17 protein-coding genes are annotated in these 23401 nt (G+C 68.8%); 14 read left to right on the top strand and 3 right to left on the bottom strand.

The window, feature by feature from the left end; all coding sequences use genetic code 11:
• The 6 genes from ACFFQA_RS31595 (at nucleotide 1) to ACFFQA_RS31570 (ending at nucleotide 7647) form a co-directional block, all read left to right on the top strand.
• Nucleotides 1-1230, top strand: coding sequence for a hypothetical protein (locus tag ACFFQA_RS31595; RefSeq protein WP_377860272.1), 1230 nt, complete (start codon nucleotides 1-3; stop codon nucleotides 1228-1230).
• Nucleotides 1227-2240, top strand: coding sequence for a hypothetical protein (locus ACFFQA_RS31590; RefSeq protein WP_377860271.1), 1014 nt, complete (start codon nucleotides 1227-1229; stop codon nucleotides 2238-2240). Before ACFFQA_RS31595 ends, ACFFQA_RS31590 begins: the two co-directional genes overlap by 4 nt.
• Entirely contained in the window at nucleotides 2237-3739 is a 1503-nt protein-coding gene (locus tag ACFFQA_RS31585; RefSeq protein WP_377860269.1) for a hypothetical protein, read from the top strand. Before ACFFQA_RS31590 ends, ACFFQA_RS31585 begins: the two co-directional genes overlap by 4 nt.
• A complete protein-coding gene (locus ACFFQA_RS31580; protein ID WP_377860267.1) occupies nucleotides 3733-4917 on the top strand; it encodes a CHAT domain-containing protein in 1185 nt (394 codons plus the stop codon). Before ACFFQA_RS31585 ends, ACFFQA_RS31580 begins: the two co-directional genes overlap by 7 nt.
• A gap of 61 nt (nucleotides 4918-4978) precedes the next feature.
• Nucleotides 4979-6466 (top strand): proline--tRNA ligase, encoded by a 1488-nt coding sequence (proS, locus tag ACFFQA_RS31575; protein WP_377860265.1) that lies wholly within the window; start codon nucleotides 4979-4981, stop codon nucleotides 6464-6466.
• Between the two features lie 314 nt (nucleotides 6467-6780).
• A complete protein-coding gene (locus ACFFQA_RS31570; RefSeq protein WP_377860263.1) occupies nucleotides 6781-7647 on the top strand; it encodes a GNAT family N-acetyltransferase in 867 nt (288 codons plus the stop codon).
• Nucleotides 7648-7902: 255 nt separating this feature from the next.
• Here ACFFQA_RS31570 and ACFFQA_RS31565 read toward each other — a convergent pair whose 3' ends face one another.
• Nucleotides 7903-8517, bottom strand: coding sequence for a hypothetical protein (locus ACFFQA_RS31565; RefSeq protein ID WP_377860261.1), 615 nt, complete (start codon nucleotides 8515-8517; stop codon nucleotides 7903-7905).
• A 156-nt stretch (nucleotides 8518-8673) separates the two neighbouring features.
• On the bottom strand, nucleotides 8674-10122 hold the full coding sequence (gene argG, locus ACFFQA_RS31560; protein ID WP_377860259.1) for an argininosuccinate synthase: 1449 nt from the start codon (nucleotides 10120-10122) through the stop codon (nucleotides 8674-8676).
• Nucleotides 10123-10414: 292 nt separating this feature from the next.
• Between argG and ACFFQA_RS31555 the strand changes: the two genes are divergently transcribed.
• From ACFFQA_RS31555 to ACFFQA_RS31545, 3 genes are all read left to right on the top strand, one after another.
• Nucleotides 10415-11197 (top strand): GntR family transcriptional regulator, encoded by a 783-nt coding sequence (locus ACFFQA_RS31555; protein WP_377860257.1) that lies wholly within the window; start codon nucleotides 10415-10417, stop codon nucleotides 11195-11197.
• A 1-nt stretch (nucleotide 11198) separates the two neighbouring features.
• On the top strand, nucleotides 11199-12197 hold the full coding sequence (gene rfbB, locus ACFFQA_RS31550; protein ID WP_377860255.1) for a dTDP-glucose 4,6-dehydratase: 999 nt from the start codon (nucleotides 11199-11201) through the stop codon (nucleotides 12195-12197).
• Nucleotides 12198-12465: 268 nt separating this feature from the next.
• Nucleotides 12466-12999 (top strand): hypothetical protein, encoded by a 534-nt coding sequence (locus ACFFQA_RS31545; protein WP_377860254.1) that lies wholly within the window; start codon nucleotides 12466-12468, stop codon nucleotides 12997-12999.
• Nucleotides 13000-13136: 137 nt separating this feature from the next.
• Here the strand turns inward: ACFFQA_RS31545 and vph are convergent, their stop codons facing one another.
• Nucleotides 13137-13988: a viomycin phosphotransferase gene (vph, locus tag ACFFQA_RS31540; RefSeq protein ID WP_377860252.1), complete on the bottom strand. Its 852-nt coding sequence runs from the start codon at nucleotides 13986-13988 to the stop codon at nucleotides 13137-13139.
• 46 nt (nucleotides 13989-14034) lie between these two features.
• On the opposite strand from vph, the gene ACFFQA_RS31535 reads away from it, so the two are divergent.
• From ACFFQA_RS31535 to ACFFQA_RS31515, 5 genes are all read left to right on the top strand, one after another.
• Nucleotides 14035-15675 carry a TIGR02679 family protein gene (locus ACFFQA_RS31535; protein WP_377860852.1) on the top strand — a complete coding sequence of 547 codons (1641 nt, stop codon included), beginning with the start codon at nucleotides 14035-14037 and terminating at the stop codon, nucleotides 15673-15675.
• A 68-nt stretch (nucleotides 15676-15743) separates the two neighbouring features.
• A complete protein-coding gene (locus ACFFQA_RS31530) occupies nucleotides 15744-17282 on the top strand; it encodes a TIGR02677 family protein (RefSeq protein ID WP_377860250.1) in 1539 nt (512 codons plus the stop codon).
• Complete coding sequence (locus tag ACFFQA_RS31525; protein WP_377860248.1) at nucleotides 17279-18523, top strand: TIGR02678 family protein; 1245 nt, start codon at nucleotides 17279-17281, stop codon at nucleotides 18521-18523. The genes ACFFQA_RS31530 and ACFFQA_RS31525 overlap by 4 nt, the downstream gene beginning before the upstream one ends.
• Entirely contained in the window at nucleotides 18520-22578 is a 4059-nt protein-coding gene (locus ACFFQA_RS31520; protein WP_377860246.1) for a TIGR02680 family protein, read from the top strand. The genes ACFFQA_RS31525 and ACFFQA_RS31520 overlap by 4 nt, the downstream gene beginning before the upstream one ends.
• An 8-nt stretch (nucleotides 22579-22586) precedes the next feature.
• Nucleotides 22587-23273, top strand: coding sequence for a hypothetical protein (locus ACFFQA_RS31515; RefSeq protein ID WP_377860244.1), 687 nt, complete (start codon nucleotides 22587-22589; stop codon nucleotides 23271-23273).
• Nucleotides 23274-23401 lie beyond the last annotated feature (128 nt).

Raw genomic sequence — 23401 nt, 5'->3', positions numbered from 1 at the left:
ATGAGCGTCAGCAGCGCGGGCCCCGAAGCGGCAGCCGTCGCGTTTCCTCGCGGAATGCTGCTCGCGCAGGTCTGGGCGCAGCTGGGGGACTCGGTCGCCGCACTGAGCAACTCGTCCGGACGGCCGTTGGCCCGCACGGTGAAACTCATTCTTGACCCGCTGGTGCTGCGCCCGGTGCGGAACCCGCAGTTCGCTGGGACCTCGGTGCGCGCCGAACACGCCGAGGACTTCCGCCGCGCGATCACCGACGCCGCCGAGGTGCTGGCCGCCACGGCCGCGTGGTTCCTGGAGCTGAAGCGGGCCAGGCGCCACGCGAAGATCACCGAGGGCAACCCGCAGGACCTGTACTTCCAGCGCTGTTACGAGCTGGCCCACATCCACGGCACTCCGCGTGCGGCCATCGCGGCGGAAGCCGTGCGCGAGATCCACACCGGCACGACCGTCTCCGAGCTGCGCGGCTACGTCACCGACCCGGCCCACTCCGGGGAGCTCGGGCGGCTCCTCCGGCTGGCCTGGGCGGGAAAGCGCGACGTTCCCGCGGTCTCCGGCTCGCAGCGCCGCGTCGCCGACTTCCTCACGACCTGCGCCACGGCTCCGGAACCCGATCTGTTCGAGTCGCTCGTCTCGGCCCGGGTCGGTTCGGGTGCGGCCGCCGAGCTGGAGCAGCCGGGCGTCGCGGCCGGCTACGGGCTGACCGACCACGCGCGCATCGTGCCGCCGGAGCTCGGCGAGAAGGCATCCAAGAAGACCCTTCCGAAGCCGCTGGACCGGTCCATACTCGAACGGCTCTTCTCCGGGTTCCACCTCCAGTCGAAGAGCGACGTCGCTTCCCTTGTGCGGCACGAGATCCACCGCTCCGCGCAGCCGTGGCAGCTCGCCGAGGAGCACAGCCGGATCACGATGGTCCTGGGCCGGGACGCCAGCGCCGACCTCGACGGGACGGTAGCGGCGACCGACGCGCAAGCCCGGTTGAGATCACGGTGGCAGCGCGAGGCGTACGTGCACCGAGTGCTGCGCATGCCTTCCGGCGTTCCCGAGGCGCTGCGCGACGACGTCCGCTCGGTGCACGGCGCGTACCTGCGGCGGCTGTGGGTCCGCCTGCACGGCCGCGAGCTGCGGGACGAGGAGCTGGCCGCGCACGAGCTGTGGGACGTGCTCGACGGGGTCCTGCGCTCGGTGATCATGGACCAGCGCGACCGGCTGCGTTCGGCGTTGGGAGCCCGGCAATGACCGAGCCCCTGCCGATCACCCGAGTCGGCACCGAGATTCTCGTCGGAGTCGCACCCGAGCACCCCGAGCAGACGGCGCTGCTGGAGGCGCGTGGCGCGCTGTTGCACTGGGATGTGCTGTCCGACGCGGTCGTGCCGGCCGCGAGGATCTATGACGCCGCCCGCGCTGCCGACTGGCTGTGGGAGATCTACGGGCTCGACACGGCGACGGCGATTCTCGACGGCGCGCACACCGTCGAGGCTTCTCCCGGTGAGAGCCCGGTCCGCGACGCGGCCCGCACCGTGGCCCACCTCACGTGGGCCGAGGCATGGTGGCCCGCCTCGGCGATCGCGGAGGTTCCGCCGCTGGATGATCACGTGCTCCGCGCCGAGAAGGCCGTGGCGACGGGCGCGATCGACCACCTGCTCGACGACGAGGAAGCGACCGAGCGCGCGCTGACCGCCGCGGTACGGGTGGACGAGTTCGCCGACCAGTTGGCGGAACTGGCCGACAACTACGGAATCACCTTGTCCGACAAGGTTTCCAGCACCCCCAGCCGTGAGGACTTCGCCCTCGCCGCGAGTGGCGGTATCGAGGCCGACGGAGTTGTGGTCATGCGAGGAACGAGCCCGGTCGACTGGGCACTCCTGCCCCACGCGGTGCTGGACGCCGCCGCCGACGCGGCCTGGACAGTCCACCGACGCGACGGCCAGTCGATCCTCCAGGTCTCCGTCCCCCGCGCTCCGGCGGCACAGGCACAACCACGTCTTGCAGCCAGGTTCGGTCCGGTCGAGTTCCCATTGGAGTACCTGCCGAGGACCGTCATCGGGCGGACAACACTGGCGCCCGCAGCGCTCTTGCTCCCTGCGGCGCAACGCACGCTGACTGTCTACGCACCGGATTTCGCCGGGGACCAACCACAACCCGATCCTGGAGCCGCTGCGCGCAGAACCGCGATCATCGCTCGCGCGCGAGCACGGGTCGGAGCCTCCGACGCCACCGTCACCGAGCGATCGGCGGGTACCACATGACCGAAGCCCGCTGGCAACGCTGCGTCGAACTGAACACTCGGGGCGCCGAGCTGTCCCAAGCCGGTGACCACCAGGCGGCCGCGGAGACGCTCGACGAGGCATACCGCGAAACGTTCCAGTACCAGGACATCGAGGCGTTGATCCTGCGAGCGGCGATCGCGGGGAACCGCGCGGGAGTCGCCGCGACGCTCGGGGACTTCGACGGGGCGCTGCGGTGGAGCACCGAGACGATCGAGTTGGCCAGGGGCATCGAGTCGCAGGCGGGAAACTCTTACGGGACAGCGGCTTTCCGCGCGAACGCGCTGGGAACCCGTGCCCAGTACCTGCGCTTCCGGTCGCAGTACGCCGAAGCTCTCGCGGATCTCGACGAGGCGTTCGATGCGCTCGAACTGGTCACTGCGGGGCGTGAGCACATCGCCGTCTCCCTGCACGCCATCCGGGCGTCCGTCCTGGCGATGAGCGGCCGGTTCCAGGAAGGCACCGCCGAAGCGCAGTCAGCGCTCGACCTCGCCTACGAAACGGCACCGCACTACGTCCCGTACGCTCACATGTCGCTGGCCGAAATCGCGGACTCGACCGGTGACCAGGCCGCGAGCACCGAGCACTTCCGGCTGGCACGCGAGCTCTTCGCGGCGACCAACGACGCCAACGGCGAGGCGACCGCACTGCTCAGCCTGGCCCGGCTGGCTCACCTCGGCTCCCGCGACGACGAGGCCGAACGGCTGTACGCGGCGGCTGAAGGACTACTCGAAAGCATTGGTAACAAACAACAACTCACCACCTGCCTGCACGGACGCGCCGCCGTGGCGGTGAGCCGTGGACAACCGCGCGAAGCTCTCGCGATGCTGGAGCGCATCGACGCTGTGTCTCCCGTCGTGCGCATCGCGACCTACCAGGTCCAGGGCAGCGCCTTCGAAGCGCTGGGGGACTTCGACAACGCCGACGAGCGCTATCACGCCGCGCGCGAACTGGCCGAACAAGCGGGTCTGTGGCACACGACGCTGACCACGGACTGGTGGTGGGCGGAGACGATGATCCGCCGCGCGACGGACCCCGAGCTGTACCGCCGGGCACTGGACCGTGCGCTTCCGGCGGCCCTGGCAGCGGAGGCCCTTCGTCATCGCTTCAGCCCAGGGCCGCTGCGGGAACGCTGGGTCGCCCTCGCCGCCGCCCCGGCGACCCGCGCGGCGTTCACGGTCATAGCCGCCTTGGGAGAAGTCGAGCTCGCGGTCGCGTACATCGACCACGTCACCGCGACGGTGTCCCTTCAGCCCTCACAGTCAGCCGCTACGGAACCATTGGCGCCCAACGAGTTTATCCCTCTGCCGTTCGCCGCCTCGGCTCTCGTCGGTCCCGCCTTCCCGCTGCCGGACCTCGACCTGCCGCCGCGAGTACGAGTCGAGCCCGATGTCCCTTCAGCGCTCGACAAGTGGATCGACCTGGCTGAGCAGCGCTATGGGTTCGCGGTGCGGTCGAACGAGGTGATCCGGTCATGGTGACGGTCCAGCTGAAGTTCGTCGACGCAGGCGACCTCTACCTGTCATGGCGTTGGGAACACGCGCCGACCGAGCCCCGAGCCCTCAGAGTGCCGCGCGATCTCGTACGCGCGCCGCTGGAAGACCTGTCCCAAGCGCTCCCCTCCCCGCTTCCCGGGGAGACCGTGGAGCAAGCTCTCGCACGGTCCCTTGCCCACGGCGCTCTTGTCGACCGCTCCCGCGAGACCGCCCTCGCCGAGAACCTCGCGAAGGCCCTGCTCCCCTACGGCCTCGCCATGGAGCTGAACACCTTCATCGAGCGCGGAATCCGCCCACACCTGCGCATCCAGCCGTCGCCGTCGACCGCCCAGGTCCCCTGGGAAGCGCTGCGGGTGGACGCGGGCGAGCGAACCGTCCACAACGCCGACGTGTCGCTGCTCCCACCCGCGACGGTGCGCAATGCCCACGACAGAAGGGTTTCGCCCTGGCAGCCGTCCGGCAAGGTGGTCGGAGCACTGGACCCGAAGGTTCCGGGCATGGGCTCCGTGCTCGGCCGGTCCACCCTGACCTCGATGGTGGACCAGCTCGGCTCGCGCCTGGTGCCGCAGAACCGGAACGTGCACCGCGACGAGCTGGAACGCGAGCTCACCGACGCGAGTCGCTTCGTCTACATAGGACACGTCACCACGGCGGACCACGGACTCGACGCGCGCATGCACCTGTCCTGCGGCGCCGAGACGACAGGGCGTGCTGCCCTGGTCGGTGCGCACCGCCCGCTGACCGCCGCCGACATCGCGCTGGGCCACCGGCCGGACTCCCCACGACCGTGGCGCATTCCGAACAGGGTCGCGCTCATCGCATGCGAAAGCGGCGGGGACTCCCGCTTCGCCGAACCAACGGGGCTGGTGACGGTGATGGTGCGCGGCGGAGCCGAGTACGTGACGTCGACGAGGTGGACGCTGCCCACCGACGCCGGGCTCACGAAGCTGGTGCCGGGTTTCTCACCGGACGACGGCTCGGTCTTCACCGACGCCGTCCTCGCGGTGAACGACGCGCACGAGTCGCCCGATCCGATCGCAGCGTTGTCGGCGTGGCAACGAAAGCAGGCGGACAACTGGGAGGCGACCGGAGACCCGCGTTTCTCCCCCGTGCTGTGGGGCGCGTTCTCCACCACGTATGGAGAGGAAATCCGGATGCGGTGACAGCGCGGTGTTGCCAGACTCGGCCGTCGTTGCGATGTCCTCGACCCGAACGGGAGGCGACGTGTCCCAGTCCAAGGCCGCGATCTCACCGCGCAGGGCCGAGAACTTCCCGTCCTGGTACCAGGAAGTGGTGCGCCAGGCCGATCTCGCCGCCATGTCCCACGTGCGCGGCTGCATGGTGATCAAGCCCTGGGGCTACGGCATCTGGGAGCTGATGCAACGCGAGCTGGACCAGCAGATCAAGGACCGAGGGCACGACAACGTCTACTTCCCGCTGTTCATCCCGCTGTCCTACATCGAGAAGGAAGCCGAGCACGTCGAGGGCTTCGCGAAGGAGATGGCGGTGGTGACCCACCACCGCCTGGAGAAGCGCGACGGCAGGCTCGTGCCCGCAGCCCCCTTCGAGGAACCGCTCGTCGTGCGTCCCACCTCGGAGACCGTCATCGGCGAGACGATGGCGGAGTGGGTCCAGTCCTACCGCGACCTCCCGCTGAAGCTCAACCAGTGGGCCAACGTGGTCCGCTGGGAGATGCGTCCCCGGGTTCTGTTGCGCACCACGGAGTTCCTGTGGCAGGAGGGCCACACCGCACACGCCACTGAAGCGGAAGCGGTGGCAGAAACCCTTGAGATGCACCAGGTCTACGAGAGCTTCGCCCGCGACTGGCTGGCAATGCCCGTCGTGGCAGGGGAAAAGTCGCCTACGGAGCGCTTCCCCGGCGCGAAGCGGACCTACACCATCGAGGCGATGATGCAGGACGGCAAAGCGGTCCAGGCGGGCACATCGCACTACCTCGGCCAGAACTTCGCCCGCTCGGCGGGAATCGAGTTCACCGACACCGACGGTGCGCGCAAACACGCCTACACAACCTCGTGGGGAGCCTCGACCCGCCTGGTGGGCGCGCTGGTGATGACCCACGGGGACGACGACGGGTTGTGCGTGCCTCCCGCAGTGGCACCGCACCAGGTCGTGATCGTGCCCGTGCTGCGCGACTCGTCCCCCGCTGTCCTCGACTACGCCAACCGCCTGGCCGAGGCTCTGCGCGCCCAGCGCACCCGCTTCGGCCGCGTCCGCGTCCACCTCGACAACCGAGCGACCCGCCCCGGCGACAAGAAATGGCAGTGGATCAAGCGAGGTGCCCCGCTCCTGGTCGAAGTGGGCCCCCGCGACGCCGAGTCCGGCACGGTGAGCTTCCGCAACCGCTTCGAGCCCCATCGGCAGCAGCAGCTCCCCTTGTCGGACTTCGTCACCTCGGTCGGCGAGGAGCTGGCCGGTCTTCAGGACAGGTTGCTGGCACGGGCAACCGACCGCCTGGACGAGGGCATCCGCCGCGACATCACCACCCGCGAAGACGCCGAGTCCCACTTCCGCGAAGACGGCGCGGGATTCGCACTGGCGGGCTGGTGTGGTTCGTCCGGCTGCGAAACGGGCCTGAAGCCGCTCGGCGTGACGATCCGCTGCCTCCCCAGCCACCTGAGCGCGGACGCCACAACATGCCTGGTGTGCGGCACCCCGTCGAACCACTCCGCGATCTGGGGCCTGTCGTACTAGCCCCCCCCCGCGCCCCCCTGCCCCCGCGCCCCCGTGCCCTCATCCGGGCCAGCCGGCGTGGTCAGTGTTTTCGCGTTTTGTCACCTTGATGCGCAAAAGAACGCTCCCAAATCGCATTATGACTACAAAACGCGAAAAGAGGGGCGCACGCGGGTGAGGGCGCCAGGGGGTGGTGAGGTGGTGTTGCCACGTGCAGGACACGACCACGTGATGCTCTTGATCACCAGAGTCGCGTTCTCAGTCAGGGCGAGCACAGCCACTCCGGACCGGAAATCAGGTGCGGGCTGTCGGCGCGGTGGTGTGTGATCGGGGTTATGGCGATCGTGCTGGGCAAGCCAGGAGTCGACGGGCTGAGCGAGGCGGTGGGCGTGCTGCGGGAGTGGCAGCACGACGGGGCTCCGTGGCAACTGCATCCGGGGGACCTGGGCTGGTTCCGGCGGTTCGGCGCGGAGGCGACGGCCGAGGCGGTCCGGACGTGGAGCCGGGACGACCGGGTTCTCGCCGTCGGACTGCTGGACGGTCCCACGCTGTTGCGGCTGACGATCGCGCCGGACGCCCAGCGGGACGAGGAGCTGGCGCAGCAGCTGGTTGAGGACGTGACCGAGCCGGAGCACGGCGTGCTGGCCGAGGGGAAGGCCTCCGTCGAAGCGCCAGCGGGCACCCTGGTCCAAGACCTGCTGTTCGAGCACGGCTGGAACGCCGACGAGCCGTGGACGCCGCTGCGCCGCGATCTCACCGAGCCGGTGGAGTACCCCGGCATGCGGATCGAGGTGATCGGGCCGGAGCAGGCGCCAGTGTGGTCCGCCGTACTGCGGGCATCGTTCGACGGGTCGACGTTCACGGACAAGCGCTGGCACGCGATGGCGGCCGGATCGCCGTACGCCGACGCCCGGTGCCTGGTCGCGTACGACGACCAGGGCGACGCGGTGTCGGTGGTGACGGTGTGGTCGGCCGGCCGGGGGAAGCCCGGGTTGCTCGAACCGATGGGCGTGCACCGGGACCATCGCGGTCGCGGCTACGGCAAGGCGATCACCGTCGCCGCGGCGGCCACACTCCAGGAGCTGGGCTCGTCGAGCGCGATCGTCTGCACCCCGAGCTCCAACGTGGGCGCCGTAGCCACCTACAAGTCAGCCGACTTCCAGCAACTCCCTCAGATCCGAGACTGCTATCGGGACGCCTAGCACCTGTCCTGCAAGTCGCCCCGATCCCCCGGGGTCACGCCACCTCGTACCCCGGTGCACGCGTGGACTAGCTGGTGTGGTCAGGCTTTTCGCGTTTTGTCACCTTGATGCGCAAAAGAACGCTCCCAAATCGCGTTATGACTACAAAACGCGAAAAGAGGGGCGCACGGGTGAGGGGCGCACGCGGGTGAGGGCGCCAGGGGTGTGAGGGCGCCAAGGGGTGGAGAGGTGGTGCTACCACGTGCAGGACACGAGCTAGCAGTCCTCGGCGCTGACCACGCCCAGTTCCACCCGTGCGCAGGACCGAACGCGATCAAGCGCGCTCAGCGCCTCCAAGTACGGCTCGCGGACGTTCGCACTGCGCGGCGACGGCGCGGAGTCCAGTCCCACCCGGTGCTCGTGCTTCAGCACGCTCCGCGCGGCGAACATGAAGGTGAAGGACTTCTCCTTGAACTCGCGAACACGGCGATGGATCTCGCCGCTCCAGCAGAGGCTGGAGGGCACGTACTCGGCCGGAACTCTCAGGGATCCCCACACCCACTCGTCGACGGCCACCAGGGCGCGCTTGCGGAGGTCCTCATCCGCCGTCTGACACGCGCTCCACACCTCGTCCACGGTCCGTTCGAGGAGGTGCGTCCACCTGGCCAGGTCGTCGTACACGTCGCGCAGGTCGCGTCGGCTGTCCCGGTCGCGCACGGTGTCGAGGAAGGCCTGGTGCTGCCGCCCGGCCAATTCGAGGTGGACGTCGATCTGGCGTTCGAGGACGAGCACGTCCTGCCGGGTCTTCCACCGCGAGACCAAGGCCCCCAAGGCAATGCCGAAGCTGAGGAGAAGGGCGACCAGGGCCGCCGTCTGCAAGTCGAACGCCACAAGATCATCCTGTCATGGGGCCAGGCGACCCCTGACCGCGCCGGGCCAGGTCTGCGCGACCATGCGCCGCACCGGGCGCCCACGTCAGGATCAGGCACCGGTGCGGGTCGGGGCCTCGGTGTGCGAACACCCCGAGGCCCCGCGCCCGTGTCCGGGTCAGTCGGTGCCGAACTCCATCGCCGCGTGGTCGAGCAGCTCGTCGTCGGCGGGGGCCTCGCCGCGGGAGGCAATCGCCTCGGCCCCGCCTTCGGGCATCGCGCCGATCAGCTCGGTCGAGGCCGCCGGAGCGGCACCGATGAGCGCGGCATGGGCGGTGCCCACCATGCCAAGGCTGGCGTACTGCTCCAGCTTGGCTCGTGAGTCGGCGATGTCGAGGTTGCGCATGGTGAGCTGGCCGATCCGGTCCACCGGGCCGAACGCCGAGTCCTCAGTGCGCTCCATCGACAGCTTGTCCGGGTGGTAGCTGAAGGCCGGGCCGGAGGTGTCCAGGATCGAGTAGTCCTCACCGCGCCGCAGCCGCAGCGTCACCTCGCCGGTGACCGCGGTGCCGACCCAGCGCTGCAGCGACTCCCGCACCATCAGCGCCTGCGGGTCGAGCCAGCGGCCCTCGTACATCAGCCTGCCGAGCCGCCGTCCCTCGTTGTGGTAGGTGGCCAGAGTGTCCTCGTTGTGGATGGCGTTGACCAGCCGCTCGTACGCGGCGTGCAGCAACGCCATGCCGGGCGCCTCGTAGATGCCGCGGCTCTTGGCCTCGATCACCCGGTTCTCGATCTGGTCGGACATGCCCATGCCGTGCCGACCGCCGATCGCGTTCGCCTCCAGCACCAGGTCGACCTGGGTGGCGAACTCCTTGCCGTTGATCGCCACCGGGCGGCCCTGGTCGAAGCTGATCGTCACGTCCTCGGTGTCGATCTCGACCGAGTGGTCCCAGAACCGCACGCCCATGATCGGGTCAACGGTCTCGATGCCGGTGTCCAGGTGCTCCAGCGTCTTGGCCTCGTGGGTGGCGCCCCAGATGTTGGCGTCGGTCGAGTAGGCCTTCTCGGTGCTGTCGCGGTAGGGCAGGTCGTGGGCGAGCAGCCACTCCGACATCTCCTTGCGGCCACCGAGCTCGGTGACGAAGTCCGCGTCCAGCCAGGGCTTGTAGATGCGCAGGTTGGGGTTCGCGAGCAGGCCGTACCGGTAGAACCGCTCGATGTCGTTGCCCTTGAACGTCGAGCCGTCGCCCCAGATCTGCACGTTGTCCTCGAGCATCGCCCGGACCAGCAGCGTCCCGGTGACGGCACGACCGAGTGGCGTGGTGTTGAAGTAGGCGCGCCCGCCCGAGCGAATGTGGAACGCTCCGCAGGTGAGCGCCGCCAAACCCTCCTCGACCAGCGCGGCACGGCAGTCGACCAGGCGCGCGATCTCGGCGCCGTAGGTCAGGGCGCGGCCGGGCACCGAGGCGATGTCGGGCTCGTCGTACTGGCCGATGTCGGCCGTGTAGGTGCACGGGATGGCGCCCTTGTCGCGCATCCACGCGACCGCAACCGAGGTGTCGAGGCCGCCCGAGAAGGCGATGCCGACGCGCTCGCCGGTGGGCAGAGAGTTAAGCACCTTGGACATGAGTGAGAGTATGCACCGTGACGCATGATCATGCAAAGCCCTGATTGGTGCACATCACAGCCCGCCCGCCACCGAGCGTCAGGGAACCGCCGGCCACCCACCTTGACCAGGGCAAACCCGGGTGCACCACTGGACGCCCCCGGCGCGCGTCACCCTTTCACCGTCAAGGCGCAGTTGCTTCTGATCGTTGCCACCGCGAACACCGACCCGCGAGCCCGAGTATGTATTTCAACCCACACTGAAGCCTTCATGCTTGGCGACATCAGGTGACAAATCTGTATGATACAGATTTATGACAGGTTCCCGATCGCAGTGGCTCGCCGGTGAGCTGCGAGAACGGATCGCGCTCGGCGACTACGGACCGTCCGGGGCACTGGAAAGCGAAGCCGACCTGGGGCGCCGGTACGAGGTGAGCCGAGTGACCGTACGGCGGGCGCTGGAGCACCTACGCGGAGAAGGACTGCTGGCGTCCCGAAAAGGCGCGGGCTGGTTCGTCGTCTCCGGCGCTTCGTTCGGGCAGTCCCTGGCGCTGGGCAGTTTCCAACACGCGGTCTCAGCGATCACCGAAGCCGGGGTGTCTCTGGCGCGCACGGTGGTCGAGTACGGATATGGGGCCACTCCAGCTGCCGTGGCCCGTCTCCTGGCTGTGCCCGACGGCACGGAGACGCTGCGAGTCCAGGCGGTGCGACGAGCTGACGCGACCCCGCTGGACGTGGTCACCGAGTGGGTTCCGCTCGCGCTCGCGGCACCGATCAGCCGCATGGACGCGGAGGACCCCGGAACCTGGGAAACCCTTCGGCGCCACGGCCATCAGGTCGCTGTCGTCCGGCAGAGCATCACAGCCACGACCGCCGGCTCGCACGTCGCGGCCCTGCTGAAGGTTCCCGTGTCCACCCCCATCCTGCTGATCCGCCGCCTCGCCGTGGGGACGGATGACAAGCCGATCGCGCTGTCCGAGCACCGCTATCTCGGACACCGGTTCCGGCTGGAGGTGGAGTTCCGTGGCTGGCCCGCCACTGCAGCCGCCGAACCGCCCGGCGTCGCCCCGATCACCGGCACCGACCAGGAGGACTGACATGCGTCTGCTCGTCACCGGCGCTGCCGGATTCATCGGTTCCCACTTCGTCCGTCACTGGGTGCACGAGCACCCGGAGGACGGTGTGGTCGCGTTGGACGCGCTGACCTACGCGGGCACCGAGAGCAACCTGACCGACGTGCGTGAACGGATCACCTTCGTGCACGCCGACATTGCTGATGCCGAGCAGGTACTGCGCGATCACGGCATCAACACGATCGTCAACTTCGCCGCCGAGTCGCACAACAGTCTCGCCGTCCTCGACCCCGGCCGGTTCTTCCGCACGAACGTGCTGGGAACTCAGGCATTGCTGGAAGCCGCGCGCCGAGTCGGTGTCGAGCGCTTCCACCACATCTCCACCTGCGAGGTCTACGGCGACCTCGCGCTGGACGCCGAGCAGGCGTTCACCGAAGAGTCGCCGTACCGGCCGCGCACGCCGTACAACGCCAGCAAAGCGGGCGGCGACCACGCCGTGCGGTCCTACTACGAGACGTTCGGCCTGCCTGTCACGATCACCAACTGCGCCAACAACTACGGCTCGCACCAGTTCCCGGAGAAGGTGCTGCCGCTGTTCACCACTCACGCGCTGGACCGCCGACCACTGCCGGTCTACGCGTCAAAGGACAACCGTCGCGAGTGGATCCACGTGCTCGACCACGTGCGCGCCATCGAAGCCGTGCTGTACAGAGGCCGTATTGGAGAGACGTACCACGTGGGCACCGGTGTCGAGGCCAGCGTCGAGGAGATCGCGAACCTGGTGCTGGACGAACTGGACCTGCCCGCGTCTCTGAAGCAGGAAGTGCCCGACCGGCCAGGTCATGACCGCCGATATCTGCTCGACTCCGCCAAGATCCGCCGTGAGCTCGGCTGGGAACCAGTGGTGGAGTTCGAGACCGGAGTGCGCGACACCGTCCGTTGGTACGCGGACAACCGCGACTGGTGGGAGCCGTTGCTCGGACGCTCACCGGTGACCGAAGTGGCGTGGGCGCACAAGTCCTGAGCCGTCGGTCAGTTGGTGGCCACGACGCGGCTCGGCGAACGAGGAGATCGTGAATTCGCCCCCAGGCACTCTCGCGCGTGCTCGGCGCCGGACTTGCCCAAATTGGGGAAGTTTTCCCATTTGTGGGCCGACTTGGTTATCAATTAACTGTTCGTCGGTTGGACACCACAGCGCCCCGCGCTCGTCGTCTGCGGCGATCACGCTCCATGACGACCGCCGACCACACCCCGGTCGGCCTTGGTCCCGGTCCCTGACAAAGGAGATCCCGATGACCACCATCCCGCGCGCACTCATGGGCGTCGCCGCGCTGATCGCAGCAACCTGCATCAGCGATCTTCCCACCGCTGCGGCAAGTCCGAGCGCACCCGCCGCCAGCTGCTCGCAGTCGTTCCTGCCGCTGCCGGACCCCGCCTGCACCCCAGGCGCGACCAACCCCAGCGTCACCCAGGCGACGATCGGCTCGACGATCTGCGTCTCCGGCTGGACCGCCACCATCCGCCCGCCGGTCGACTACACGAGCCGCCTGAAGAGGCAGGGCATCATCGACTACGGCTACGCCGACACGAGCATGGGTTCCTACGAGGAAGACCACTTCCTTCCCCTTGAGCTCGGTGGTTCGCCACGGGATCCCCGCAACCTCTGGCCCCAGCCGCGCCACGGGTCGGACGGCGCCCTCACCAAGGACACCGTCGAGCACGCGGTCAAGAAGGCGGTCTGCGCGGGCAAGGCCAAGCTCGACGCCGCCCAGCACGCCATGCTGACCAACTGGACAACCGCGCGATCCGTCCTCGGCATCGACTGACGCGACGCCACCCCGTGCGACGGCCCTCGCGAGTTACCGGACGTCTTCACGGCCTCCTGGTTTCCGCTATGAGGATCCGAAGCGAGGCGCCGATCGCACGGGCGGCATCGCGCAGAACAACAGTCCACAAAGGTCTCTCATCGGTAGCCTGCGAGGCCGTCCTCCAGTTCCTCCTCGTCCCCGTCACGCCGGGCGGAAAGCGCCTGCTGGAGAGCGAAGGTCCCACGGACTGCCGCGATGCGGCCGACGAGGTCCGCTCCGCCCCAGCCTCCGAGCGAAAGCACGTGGTCCAACATCGCCTCGCCATAGCTCGCCCCGATGGCGGCCAAGTCCTCGGCAGGGTCTCCGATACTGACCTCATCCCAGTCGATGACGCCGCTCAGGCGGGGTACGCCGTCCGACGTCTCCCACAACACGTTCTCGCCGCCGAGGTCACCGTGGACCACGGCGGACGCGAGCGGGGGAAGCGAGTCGAGCGCGGCGAGCTCGCGCTCGGCCCGGACCTGCCCGCTGCGCGACATCAGCGGGAACAACTCGGACCGCACGTCTGCCGCGAACTCCTGCCATTCGCCGTGCGGCGCGGACGGGATGGCGGCACGCACTTCGGCGTCGAGCCCGGCGGCCGCGAGCCCGTTGAGGAGATCGACGAACTGCCTGGCGACCGCTGCGGCGACCTCCGGCCGCTCAAGTGCCTCCTCCTCAAGCGGTGCGCCCGGAATCCGGCTCATGACCAGGTAACGCGCACAATCCGTGCCGCCTACATCAAGTGGCTGCGGCGTCCGGAAGCCCAGGTCAAGCCGCGAGAGGACACGCAGTACGGCCGCCCGCTCGGGCAACCGCGCCGCGGCCGCCTCCGTGCGGGCAAAGCAGACCACCCGCTCCCTGCCGATCACAACCTGGTGGAACTGGCCCTGGCGCAGGACCAGGTCCCTCTCGTCGTCGGACAACAGCCTGCTGAGCACATCACGTTGTGTCTCAATGACATTCACGGCGACCGATACTAGAGCTCAATGCCGCCGCACCAGACTCGGATTGGTGCTGGACGCATTTGCCGACCTGGTCACGGGTTTCGAGGACACGCCGCTGCCCCGGGCTGGCACCTTGCGCGGCGACCTGATCGCGCTGGTCGTCGCACCGAGGCAGCGGCTGCTGGCCGAGTTGCTGGCCGCTGCGGCGAAGCGCGGTGCGGTCCGGGCCGAGGCCGTCACGCCACGGATCACCGGGGTCGGCCCCGACTGGTCATCCGGTCGACGACGGAGAACGCCGCACAGAATGGTCCTCGCCTGCGATCAGCCCAGCCAGGCCCGACTCTTCCACCGCGAGATGTCGGTTACCGAACTCACCTTCGCGGACTTCGTCCCTGGCCCAACCACCCCGTACTGGGAGCTGGTCCGCGATGCCGAGCACCGCCTGTTTGAGGACGGTCGCGAGCAGACACCTGAAGCGCGGCTGCCTATGCTGGCAAACATTGTGGAACCGCAGCTTTCGCCCGCGCTCAGGCCGCTCTGGCAAGCCGTGCACGCACGGCTGTCGACCGGCCGGCCGGTCAGCCGGATCCGAGTCGGGCCGCTCGATCTCGACCAACGGACGGCCATCGCAGACCTGCTCGGCTCCGCACGGTTGCCCGGCGACAACGTCGACATCACCTTGGCTCGGCTCGACCAAGTGTTACGAGAGCGGACCGGCCGGGACGCCCGGGACCTCGTCACGCAGCTCATCGGGCCGGTTGGCGACCGTGCGGCCCAGCGACGCGAGGCCGCGGCCCGGCGAGCCGAGCTGTGGGACTGGCTTGCCACTCACCCGGTCATCTCAGCCCAGCCCGCGTTGACTGACTGGGCAGCCGGTGTCCGGCGGGCCGGGCTCATCGATGGCTCTGTCGCCCGGACGAAGGAGGAGCTCGGCAAGGTCCTGGAAGTGCTTGCCGAGCTGCCCGCCGCCGGGCAGCCGCTTCCCGCGTTCTCCGACGATGTTCTCGATGACCCCCATGCGCTCGACGAGGGCAAACGCTGCGCGAACCTCGTCATGAAAGCCCTGGTCGCCATCTACGACGTCCCGGCCCCGGTCGACGCGCCCGAGCGCCGAGCGCTGTGGGAGCGGGCCGGGATCGCCGATGATCAGTTGTCTTCGACGGTGCTCGGCGCGGGGTTGCGGATCGTGGGCGACGACGTGGTCAGCGGCATCCTCCGGTTGTGCGCCGATTCCGGCGTCGCGGCGGCGCTCACCTTGCAGCAGCTCCGAGCGGCGTCCACGCTGACCAGCGCGCCGCGCGAGGTGTGGGTCTTCGAGAACCCCAGCGTCCTCGCGGTGGCACTCGACCGGTTCGGTGCACACTGCCCGCCACTGGTCTGCACGTCGGGGTGGCCGAACAGCGCGGGCATCCTCTTGCTCAACCGGTTGCGCGAAGCCGGGTCGACTCTTCACTACCACGGTGACTTCGACGGTGAGGGGCTCCGGATCGCCGCCAACGTCGTCGCGCGGACCGGTGCCGCGCCGTGGCGGATGAGCAGCGCCGACTACCTCACCGCGGCTGCCGACGGACCTCCCGTGGGGCGAGTCACGCCGGTGCCGTGGGACCCGGACCTCGCCGGGCACCTCAGCGAAGTCGGTCGGGCCGTTCCGGAGGAGCGTCTGGCAAACGCCCTACTGGACGAAATCGTCCGGCGCACAACGAGATGACCAACAACGTGCGACCGGGACTTGTCGGTGTCGTCCCGTAGCGTGGCCGGTGACCACCGGGAGGCAGCATGGATCCGATCCGTGTCCCGCCCGAGATGTTCCGCTTCACCAGTGGAGATCGGGCCGGGCTGTACATCTCGATCCTGCAAGGCTTCGGCGAGGCGAACGAACGGCTTGAAACCGCGCTGAGCCTCACCGACGTCCGCGCCCGGCTGCGCTCGGTGGGCTGGCTCGAAGCCCTCGAAGACGAGGAACTCACCAAGGCACTGGAACAACTGCGCGACTGGAACCTCGTCGACGTCGTCCAGAACCACTCCGAGAACTACCGGACGGCCGACGAGTACGAACGGCGCAACCTTCAGTATTCCCTGACCCGTCAAGGGGAAGCCGCCTTCGCGGGTGTCGTGCACGCCATGGGTGTCCTGGCCGCGACCGGTGCGCTGCAGACAGCTGTGCTCGACGCGATCGCCGACCGGCTCGGTGACCTGGCCCGGGAGCTGGAAACCGGCACCGATCGGCGGATCTTCAGCACGGTGGTCGAACTCGAAGCGCATCTCGAGGCATTGCGCGGCAACACCAAGCAGTTCAACGGCGAACTCCAACGGCTCCTGCGTGCCGACGGCGCGAACATCACGACGTTCCACGAGGTCAAGGCCAGCACCGTTGCCTATCTCCAGGAGTTCCTCACCAATCTGGAGCACCGCGCGCACACGATCGCGGTGCGGATCCAGCGGGTCGAGGAACACGGCGTCGGTTTGATGCAGCAACGCGCGCTGACCGGCGCGGATCTGCCACGGCTCGCCGGCACGGATCCGGGGCCGGCCTGGCTCGAACATCGGCGGGCGAAGTGGGAAGGCCTGCGCGCCTGGTTCCTGCCGATCGACGACTCCACCCCGCGAGTCGAGCAGCTGCACATCGTGGCGCGCAAGGCCATCATCGCGCTGCTCCAGGTCCTCGACCGCATCACGGAGTCGCGACGGCGGGCGAGCAGCGCTGTCACCGACTTCCGCGAACTGGCCCGGTGGTTCACCGTCATCCCCGCTCATGACGATCTCCACCGGCTGTGGTCGACCGTCTTCGGACTGAGCTCCGCCCGCCACGCCCACCTGGCGCACGCCGACCCCGAGCTGATCAGCTCGACCTCGTCATGGGCGGACGTCCCACCGGTCGAGGTCTCCCCGCTGCTCAGGACGAGCGGACGGACCGAGCGGTTCAGCCGCACCGGCAAGGTGCGCGACGTCGCGGCGGTGCGCGCGGCCAGAGCCGAACAGGCGCGAGCCGAGCGGGCGGAGCTGGAGGCGGCATGGGACCTGCTCGACACGGGCGGCCGGATCTCGCTGTCCTCCTTCGGCGCGCTGGACCACGGCGTGTTCGAGCGGCTGCTCGACCTGCTGGGCCGGGCACTCGGCACCGCGCCCGGCCACGGCGGCACCCGGCGAAGCACGACCTCCGACGGGCGGATCGAGATCCTTCTGCGCCCGCCGCGCGACGGAGCGACCGCGACGCTCACCACTCCTCGCGGGTACTTCCACGGCCCGGACTACAACGTCGAGATCCGGGCCGCCGGACAGCAGCACATGCGGAAGGCCGCCGGAGGCCGCCGATGACCAGGCTCAACAACCAGCTGGTGACCGCGGAACGCGAAGAGGTGGCGGACGGCATCCGGCGACTGCTGGCCACTCCGCTGATCGCCGAGCTCAGCCATCCGGAAGCGTTCGACCTGATCCGCCGTCGACGGGAACCCATCCGGCAGTGGTTCGACTACTACTGCGGCTGGACGCTGACCGTCGAGCCCCGGCTCGGCTACGCCCGGCTCGTCAAGGTGCGAACCGCCACCGACCCGACCAGGCCGGCCAGGCGGCTGCGGTCGGGCCGAGCGCCGTTCGACCGCCGTCGCTACGCGCTGCTGTGCGTCGTCGCGGCCGAGCTGCTCTCCGTTCCGGTGACCACGATCGGCCTGCTGGCCGACCGGGTCGGCCGGGCGACCGCTACGGACGACGTGGTGCCGTCCTTCGACACCGCGAGCCGCGGTGAACGCATGGCCTTCGTCGATGTCCTGCGGTTGCTGGAGTCGTACGGCGTCGTCGAGGTCGTGGACGGCACGACTGAGTCCTTCGTGGATTCGGCCGCAGCCAAGGTGCTGTACCGGATCGACGCGACCCTGCTGCTGCGGCTGCTGGCCGCCCCGGTCGGGCCGTCGCAGCTCGCGGTGCCGATCGACGACGTTGCGCTGCGCTTCGACGAGCTGCTCGCCGCCGTGTCGCGCGAACGGCGTTACGGCATGGGCTCTGGTGCCCACGACGACTCCGTCACCGCATCCGAGGTGCAACGCAACCTCTGGCTGCGGCACTCGGTGTTCCGCAGGCTCGTCGACGACCCGGTGCTGTACTTCGACGACCTCCTCCCGGAGGAACGCGCCTACCTCGGTTCTCCGACTGGCCGACAGCTGCTGCGCCGGGCTGCGGAGCAAGGCGGTTTCGTCCTCGAAGAACGCGCTGAAGGCGTGCTCCTGGTGGACGTGGACGGCATCGCGACCGACAGTCGTTTCCCGGACGACGCCGGCAACGCGAAGGTCGCGGCACTGCTGTTGCTGGAATCGCTGACCGGACCGTCCACTGTGGAACAGCTGGAGATCGAGGTGCAAGCCCTGCTCGCTCGCTTTCCCCGCTGGGCCAAGACCTACCGGGACGAAGACGGACCGCGGCAGCTCACCTCCGACGCTGTCGCGGTCTTGACGGCGTTCGGGCTCGCCGAGCAGGAAGCCGGCATCGTCCGGCCGCTTCCGGCTGCGGCCCGGTACGCCGTTCAGGGCCCTCGGACCACCGAACCCGGAGAAGCCACGCCATGACGGTGACCGAACTTCCACACCCTGCCGCCGGAGAACCGACGGCGCGGCACGCTCGCTGGCTGCCGAGCCGCGCCGGGATTCTCAACGTCTGGCGGTACTACGACGAAGTCTTCGAGTTCCACGACGGCCGCCTGCTGCTGCGCGGCCCCAACGGCAGCGGCAAGTCGAAGGCCCTGGAACTGCTCCTGCCGTTCCTGTTCGACGCGAACCTGCGCGCCAACCGGCTTTCGACGTTCGGCACCGGCGAGCGAACCATGCACTGGAACCTCATGGGCGAAGGCGCGACCGGCACGACCCGGGTCGGGTACGTGTGGCTGGAGTTCCGCTTCCCCGGTGAGCCGGAGCGGTGGTTCACGTGTGGCGCTCGGCTGCAGGCGAGCTCGCACACGACCACGGTGCATCCCGACTACTTCACCACGGGTCTGCGGATCGGTCCCGACGGACTTTCCCTCGTCAACCAGGCGGGCCAACCGCTGACGAAGAGCGCGTTGGAAGAACGCCTGGGCACGAACGGTGTCGTCCACGGCAATGCGGGCTCCTATCGCGCGGAAGTCCGGACCACCCTGTTCTCCGGGCTGAGCGAGCAACGCTTCGACGCGCTGATCACCGCACTCCTCCAGCTGCGGATGCCGAAGCTGTCGCAGCGGCTCGACCCCAGCCTGCTCTCGAACCTGCTCTCCCGGGCGCTGCCGCCGTTGGGACAGCAGGAGATCGCCGACCTCGCCGAAGGTTTCGAACGGCTCGACGCGCAGCGGGAACGGCTCAAGGCGCTGGAAGTGGAGGTGGCAACGACCAGGACGCTGGCGACCCGGCAGCGAACCTACGCCCAGCGGGTGCTCCGCGCCGGTGCCGCGACCTTGATCTCGGCGACCACCGATCTGGAGAACCAGGCGAAAGCCGCACGGACCTCCGCCGAGCGATACGAGACCGTCGCCAAGCGAAAGGACGCGGCCGAACACCGCATCGATTCGCTGACCGCGGAGATCGAGACCACCGAAGCGCGCAAGTCGGGACTGGTTGAGAGCGAGGAATACAAGAAAGGGCAAGAGCTGGACCGATTGCGCCGCCGGACCGCCGAAGCGGGAGCCACCGCCGAGCGGCTCCGCGCGGACGCCGGGCGCAAGCGCTCCGAGGCAGTGAGCGATGGGCGGGCCAGGCAGTCGGCCGAGAAGACAGCACGCCAGCAGGCCGAGACTGTCAGCGCCCAGGAACTCCAGACCCGCACCGCGGCCACCCGCGCCGGCTTGGCCAGTGTCCACGCAGAGGTCGCGACTCAGCTGGAAACCGGCTCCGGATCTGGCCGCACTCTGCTCCGCGCGGCGATCCGGAGCAGACAAGGCCAACTCGACGCGGTCCGGGACGCACTCGACGATCACGAACGGGCCGTCTACCGGCGCGGGCTGGCGGAGGAGGACCTCGACGAAGCCAGGGCCGACCTCTCACAGGCGCAGGACCGGATCACGGCTGCGGCCGCGGAGCACGAGTCCGCTCTGAACGCTTTGAGTTCGCAGCTGCTGGCGTGGACAGCGAGCTGCCGTGAGCTGACCTTCGCCGATCCCAGCACCTTGCTGGACCATCTCGAATCGGAGTCGGCACTGCTCGCGGCCGTTGAAGCGGCCGCAACACCGATCCTGGAGGACATCACCAGGCAGGAGGCGACCACCGGAGCGGCACTGGACACAGCTCGCCGTGAGCGCGACGAGGTGGTCGAACGGCTGGCGCGGCTCCGCACCGAACAGGACGTGCCGCCGGTCGCACCACCCACCCGGACGACCGACCGCACGGCCATGACCGGTGCACCACTCTGGCGCCTGGTCGACTTCACCGACTCGACCCCGGACCGGACGGCCGCGGCGATCGAAGCGGCTCTCGAAGGAAGCGGCCTGCTGGACGCCTGGGTCGGTCCTCGCGGTGAGATCGAAGGGCACGACGTCTTCGCTGATCCCGAAGCCTTGCCGTCGGTACGGGGACGTTCCCTCGCCGATGTCCTCGTGGCCGAACACGACGCCGACGTCGAGCCCGCGGTGGTGGACCGTCTCCTGGGTTCGATCGCTTTTGGGGACGCACTTCCCCCTGGCGAACTGGTGGCGATCGGCGGCGACGGAACGTGGCGCCTGGGTTCGTTGACGGGAAGCTGGGCAAAGGACCACGCCTCCTACATCGGCACACTCGCGCGCCAGCGCGCCCGGCAACGCCGCATCGACGAGCTGACCGCGTCACTCGCAGAGTGTGACGCCGTCCTGGCAACGCTCGATGGCGAGCTGTCCACCTTGCGGGCACGCCGTGAGGTGATCCGGAACGAGCGCGAGGCGCGACCGAGCCATGCGGCGGTGAACGATGCCACGGACACCCTCAGGCGGCGGGAGTCAGAGCGGTCCGCGGCCGAGGGAGCCGTCCGGGCCCGCGTCCGTGCGGTCACCGAACGGGAGCAGGAGGTGGCCCGCGCCCTGCACGAGCTGACTAGCTTGGCCGCCGAGCACAGCGTGCCCCCGGACCGCACAGCGCTGAAGACGCTGGCCACGGCGATCGGCTCGTTCCACGACCAAGCCGAGAGCTGGCTGGAAGCACATGTCGAACTGATCTCGTTCCGTCGGCATCTCCAGGATGTGGCCGAGCAAGCCCGGCGGTCGGCGGACGCCGCGGCCGAGCGCGAGACCGAAGCCGCTGAAGCCACGGCGGAACACGAACAGTTGGCTGCCACCCTCGACGCGATCAACAGCACGTTCGGGGTGGACTACCACCAGGTGCTCGCCGAAATCGATGAGCTGCGGAGGAAGCTGGGCGAGCTGAGCGCGGAACAACACAGGGCCAGGAAACTGGTCACCGACCTCGCTACCGCGCTCGGCGAACTGCGTGTCCAGCACCAGAACGACGCGAAGGCCCACGAAGAAGCCGGAGTCAGACGCGACGCCGCCGCAGCTCGCTTCCGTCGGCTGACCACCGGTGTCTTTCCCGCCGACAGTGAAATCGACGACCTTGCCACCTTCGAAGCCACGCTCACCGCATCCGAAGGGGTCCGCGCCGCACTGGACGCGGCCCGGCTGGTCGCGGCGGCCTGGCCCGCGATCCCCCATTCCCCCGCGAACATCAGTGATGCCCTGCACCGGCTCCTGGAATCGATGCACTCGTGCCGCGAAAGCCTCAAATCCCGCGCTGACCTCGATCTGGAAACCGACGAGGACGTGCAGGTCTTCACTGCGGTGGTCGACGGCATCCGGGTCGGTGCCGCCGAGCTGCTGGCCATTCTCCGGACCGAGGCCGACGAAAGCCGCCGCGAGATCACCGAACGAGAGCGCGCCTTGTTCGACCAGCCCCTGACCGGGGACATCCGGCGGCACCTGGCCGCGCGAATCAGGCAGGCGAACGAGCTCGTCGACGGCATGAACGCCCGCCTGGAACGGGTGCGAACGGCGTCCAAGGTGGCGGTCCGGCTGGTCTGGCAGGTGGCTCCGGACCTGCCGCCCGGGACGAAGGCCGCTCGCGACCTGCTGCTCAAGGACCCCGCCGGGTTGAACGACGCCGACCGCGAGTCACTGCACCGGTTCTTCCGCGACCGGATCGAACAGGCGAAGGCCGACGACACCGCGACGAGCTGGGAACAACAGCTCGGCCAGGTCTTCGACTACACCGCGTGGCACCGGTTCGTGGTCAAAGTCGACCGCGCCAACGGCGACGGCTGGCAGCTGCTGACCCGCAAACTGCACGGCGCCCTTTCCGGCGGTGAGAAGGCAATCGCGTTGCACCTACCGCTGTTCGCCGCAGTCGCAGCGCATTACCAGGCGACACCGCAAGCACCGCGCGTCATCCTGCTCGACGAGGTGTTCGTCGGAGTCGACACCACCAACCGCGGCCAGGTGTTCGCTTTGCTGTCCGCTCTCGACCTCGACCTCATGCTCACGTCGGACCACGAGTGGTGCGTCTACTCCGAGCTGAGCGGCATCGGCATCCACCAGCTCATCACCGGCACTGACGGTGATGACGCAGTGACCACCGCCCGCTTCACCTGGAACGGCCACCAGCTCCTTCCAGCCCACGAGCCAGAACCGCAGGACTAGGGGCGAAATTGACGGACTTCTACACCGATGCGCAGGGGCGACGCAGACCTATCCGAGGAAAGGGCACTGGTGCGGTTGTAGCCGGAGCACTAACGCTGGGACTGTTCGCATCCAGCGGCGGGGCGGTCTCCCTGGGCGGCGGTGCCACGGTCGGCGAGGTCGGCGCCGCCCAGGCTGGCAGCTCAGCATCACTGCAGTTGCGGGCCCGCAAGAGCGAAGGCCAAAAGGCCGCACGCAGAGGTGATGCTGATGCGGCTTGGCAGCGGATGGGACTGCGGCAGCTGCGCCGTGCGACTGGCCAACAGATCGAATGCGTGGCCGTCTCCTACGGCCGAGTGCGGGAGTTCTTCACTCGCCACCGCTGCGCGTCACTGGACCGCATGCTGTTCGCCGTGGCAGACAAGACGGGTAACACTGCGGTGGTGTCCGTGGTGTGGGTCAGGATGGCCAGAACCAGCGACGCCAGGAAATTCCGGACACTGATGGACGAGCACGGCACCGGTGACATCACCCCTCTCGGCGCACGATTGCTCGACCTGGCCAACGTCACGTTCACCGGCCTGCGCTATGGCAGCGACCGCGATGGCCGCTCCGTCACGATCGCCGAGGCTGAGAACGCTGCAGGCGGCCGCTTCGACCACGACACCCTCGACGCCATCGCCGAAGTCGCTGCCCATCTGCCTCGCGTTGGTTGAAGCTGCTGGCGGCGCGCTCGACGAGGCGTTTGCAGCCAGCTCTTGTCCACGTCCATGAACCAGCATGACCGTTCAAGATGATCTTAAATGTGCCCGAACTTCCACATGCGTGCTCGCGGGACCATGCT

This window comes from Allokutzneria oryzae, from assembly GCF_042429765.1.
GTDB lineage: Bacteria > Actinomycetota > Actinomycetes > Mycobacteriales > Pseudonocardiaceae > Allokutzneria > Allokutzneria oryzae.
The sequence above is the reverse complement of the archived record's forward strand: the minus strand, read 5'-3'. Positions and strand labels throughout refer to the sequence as shown.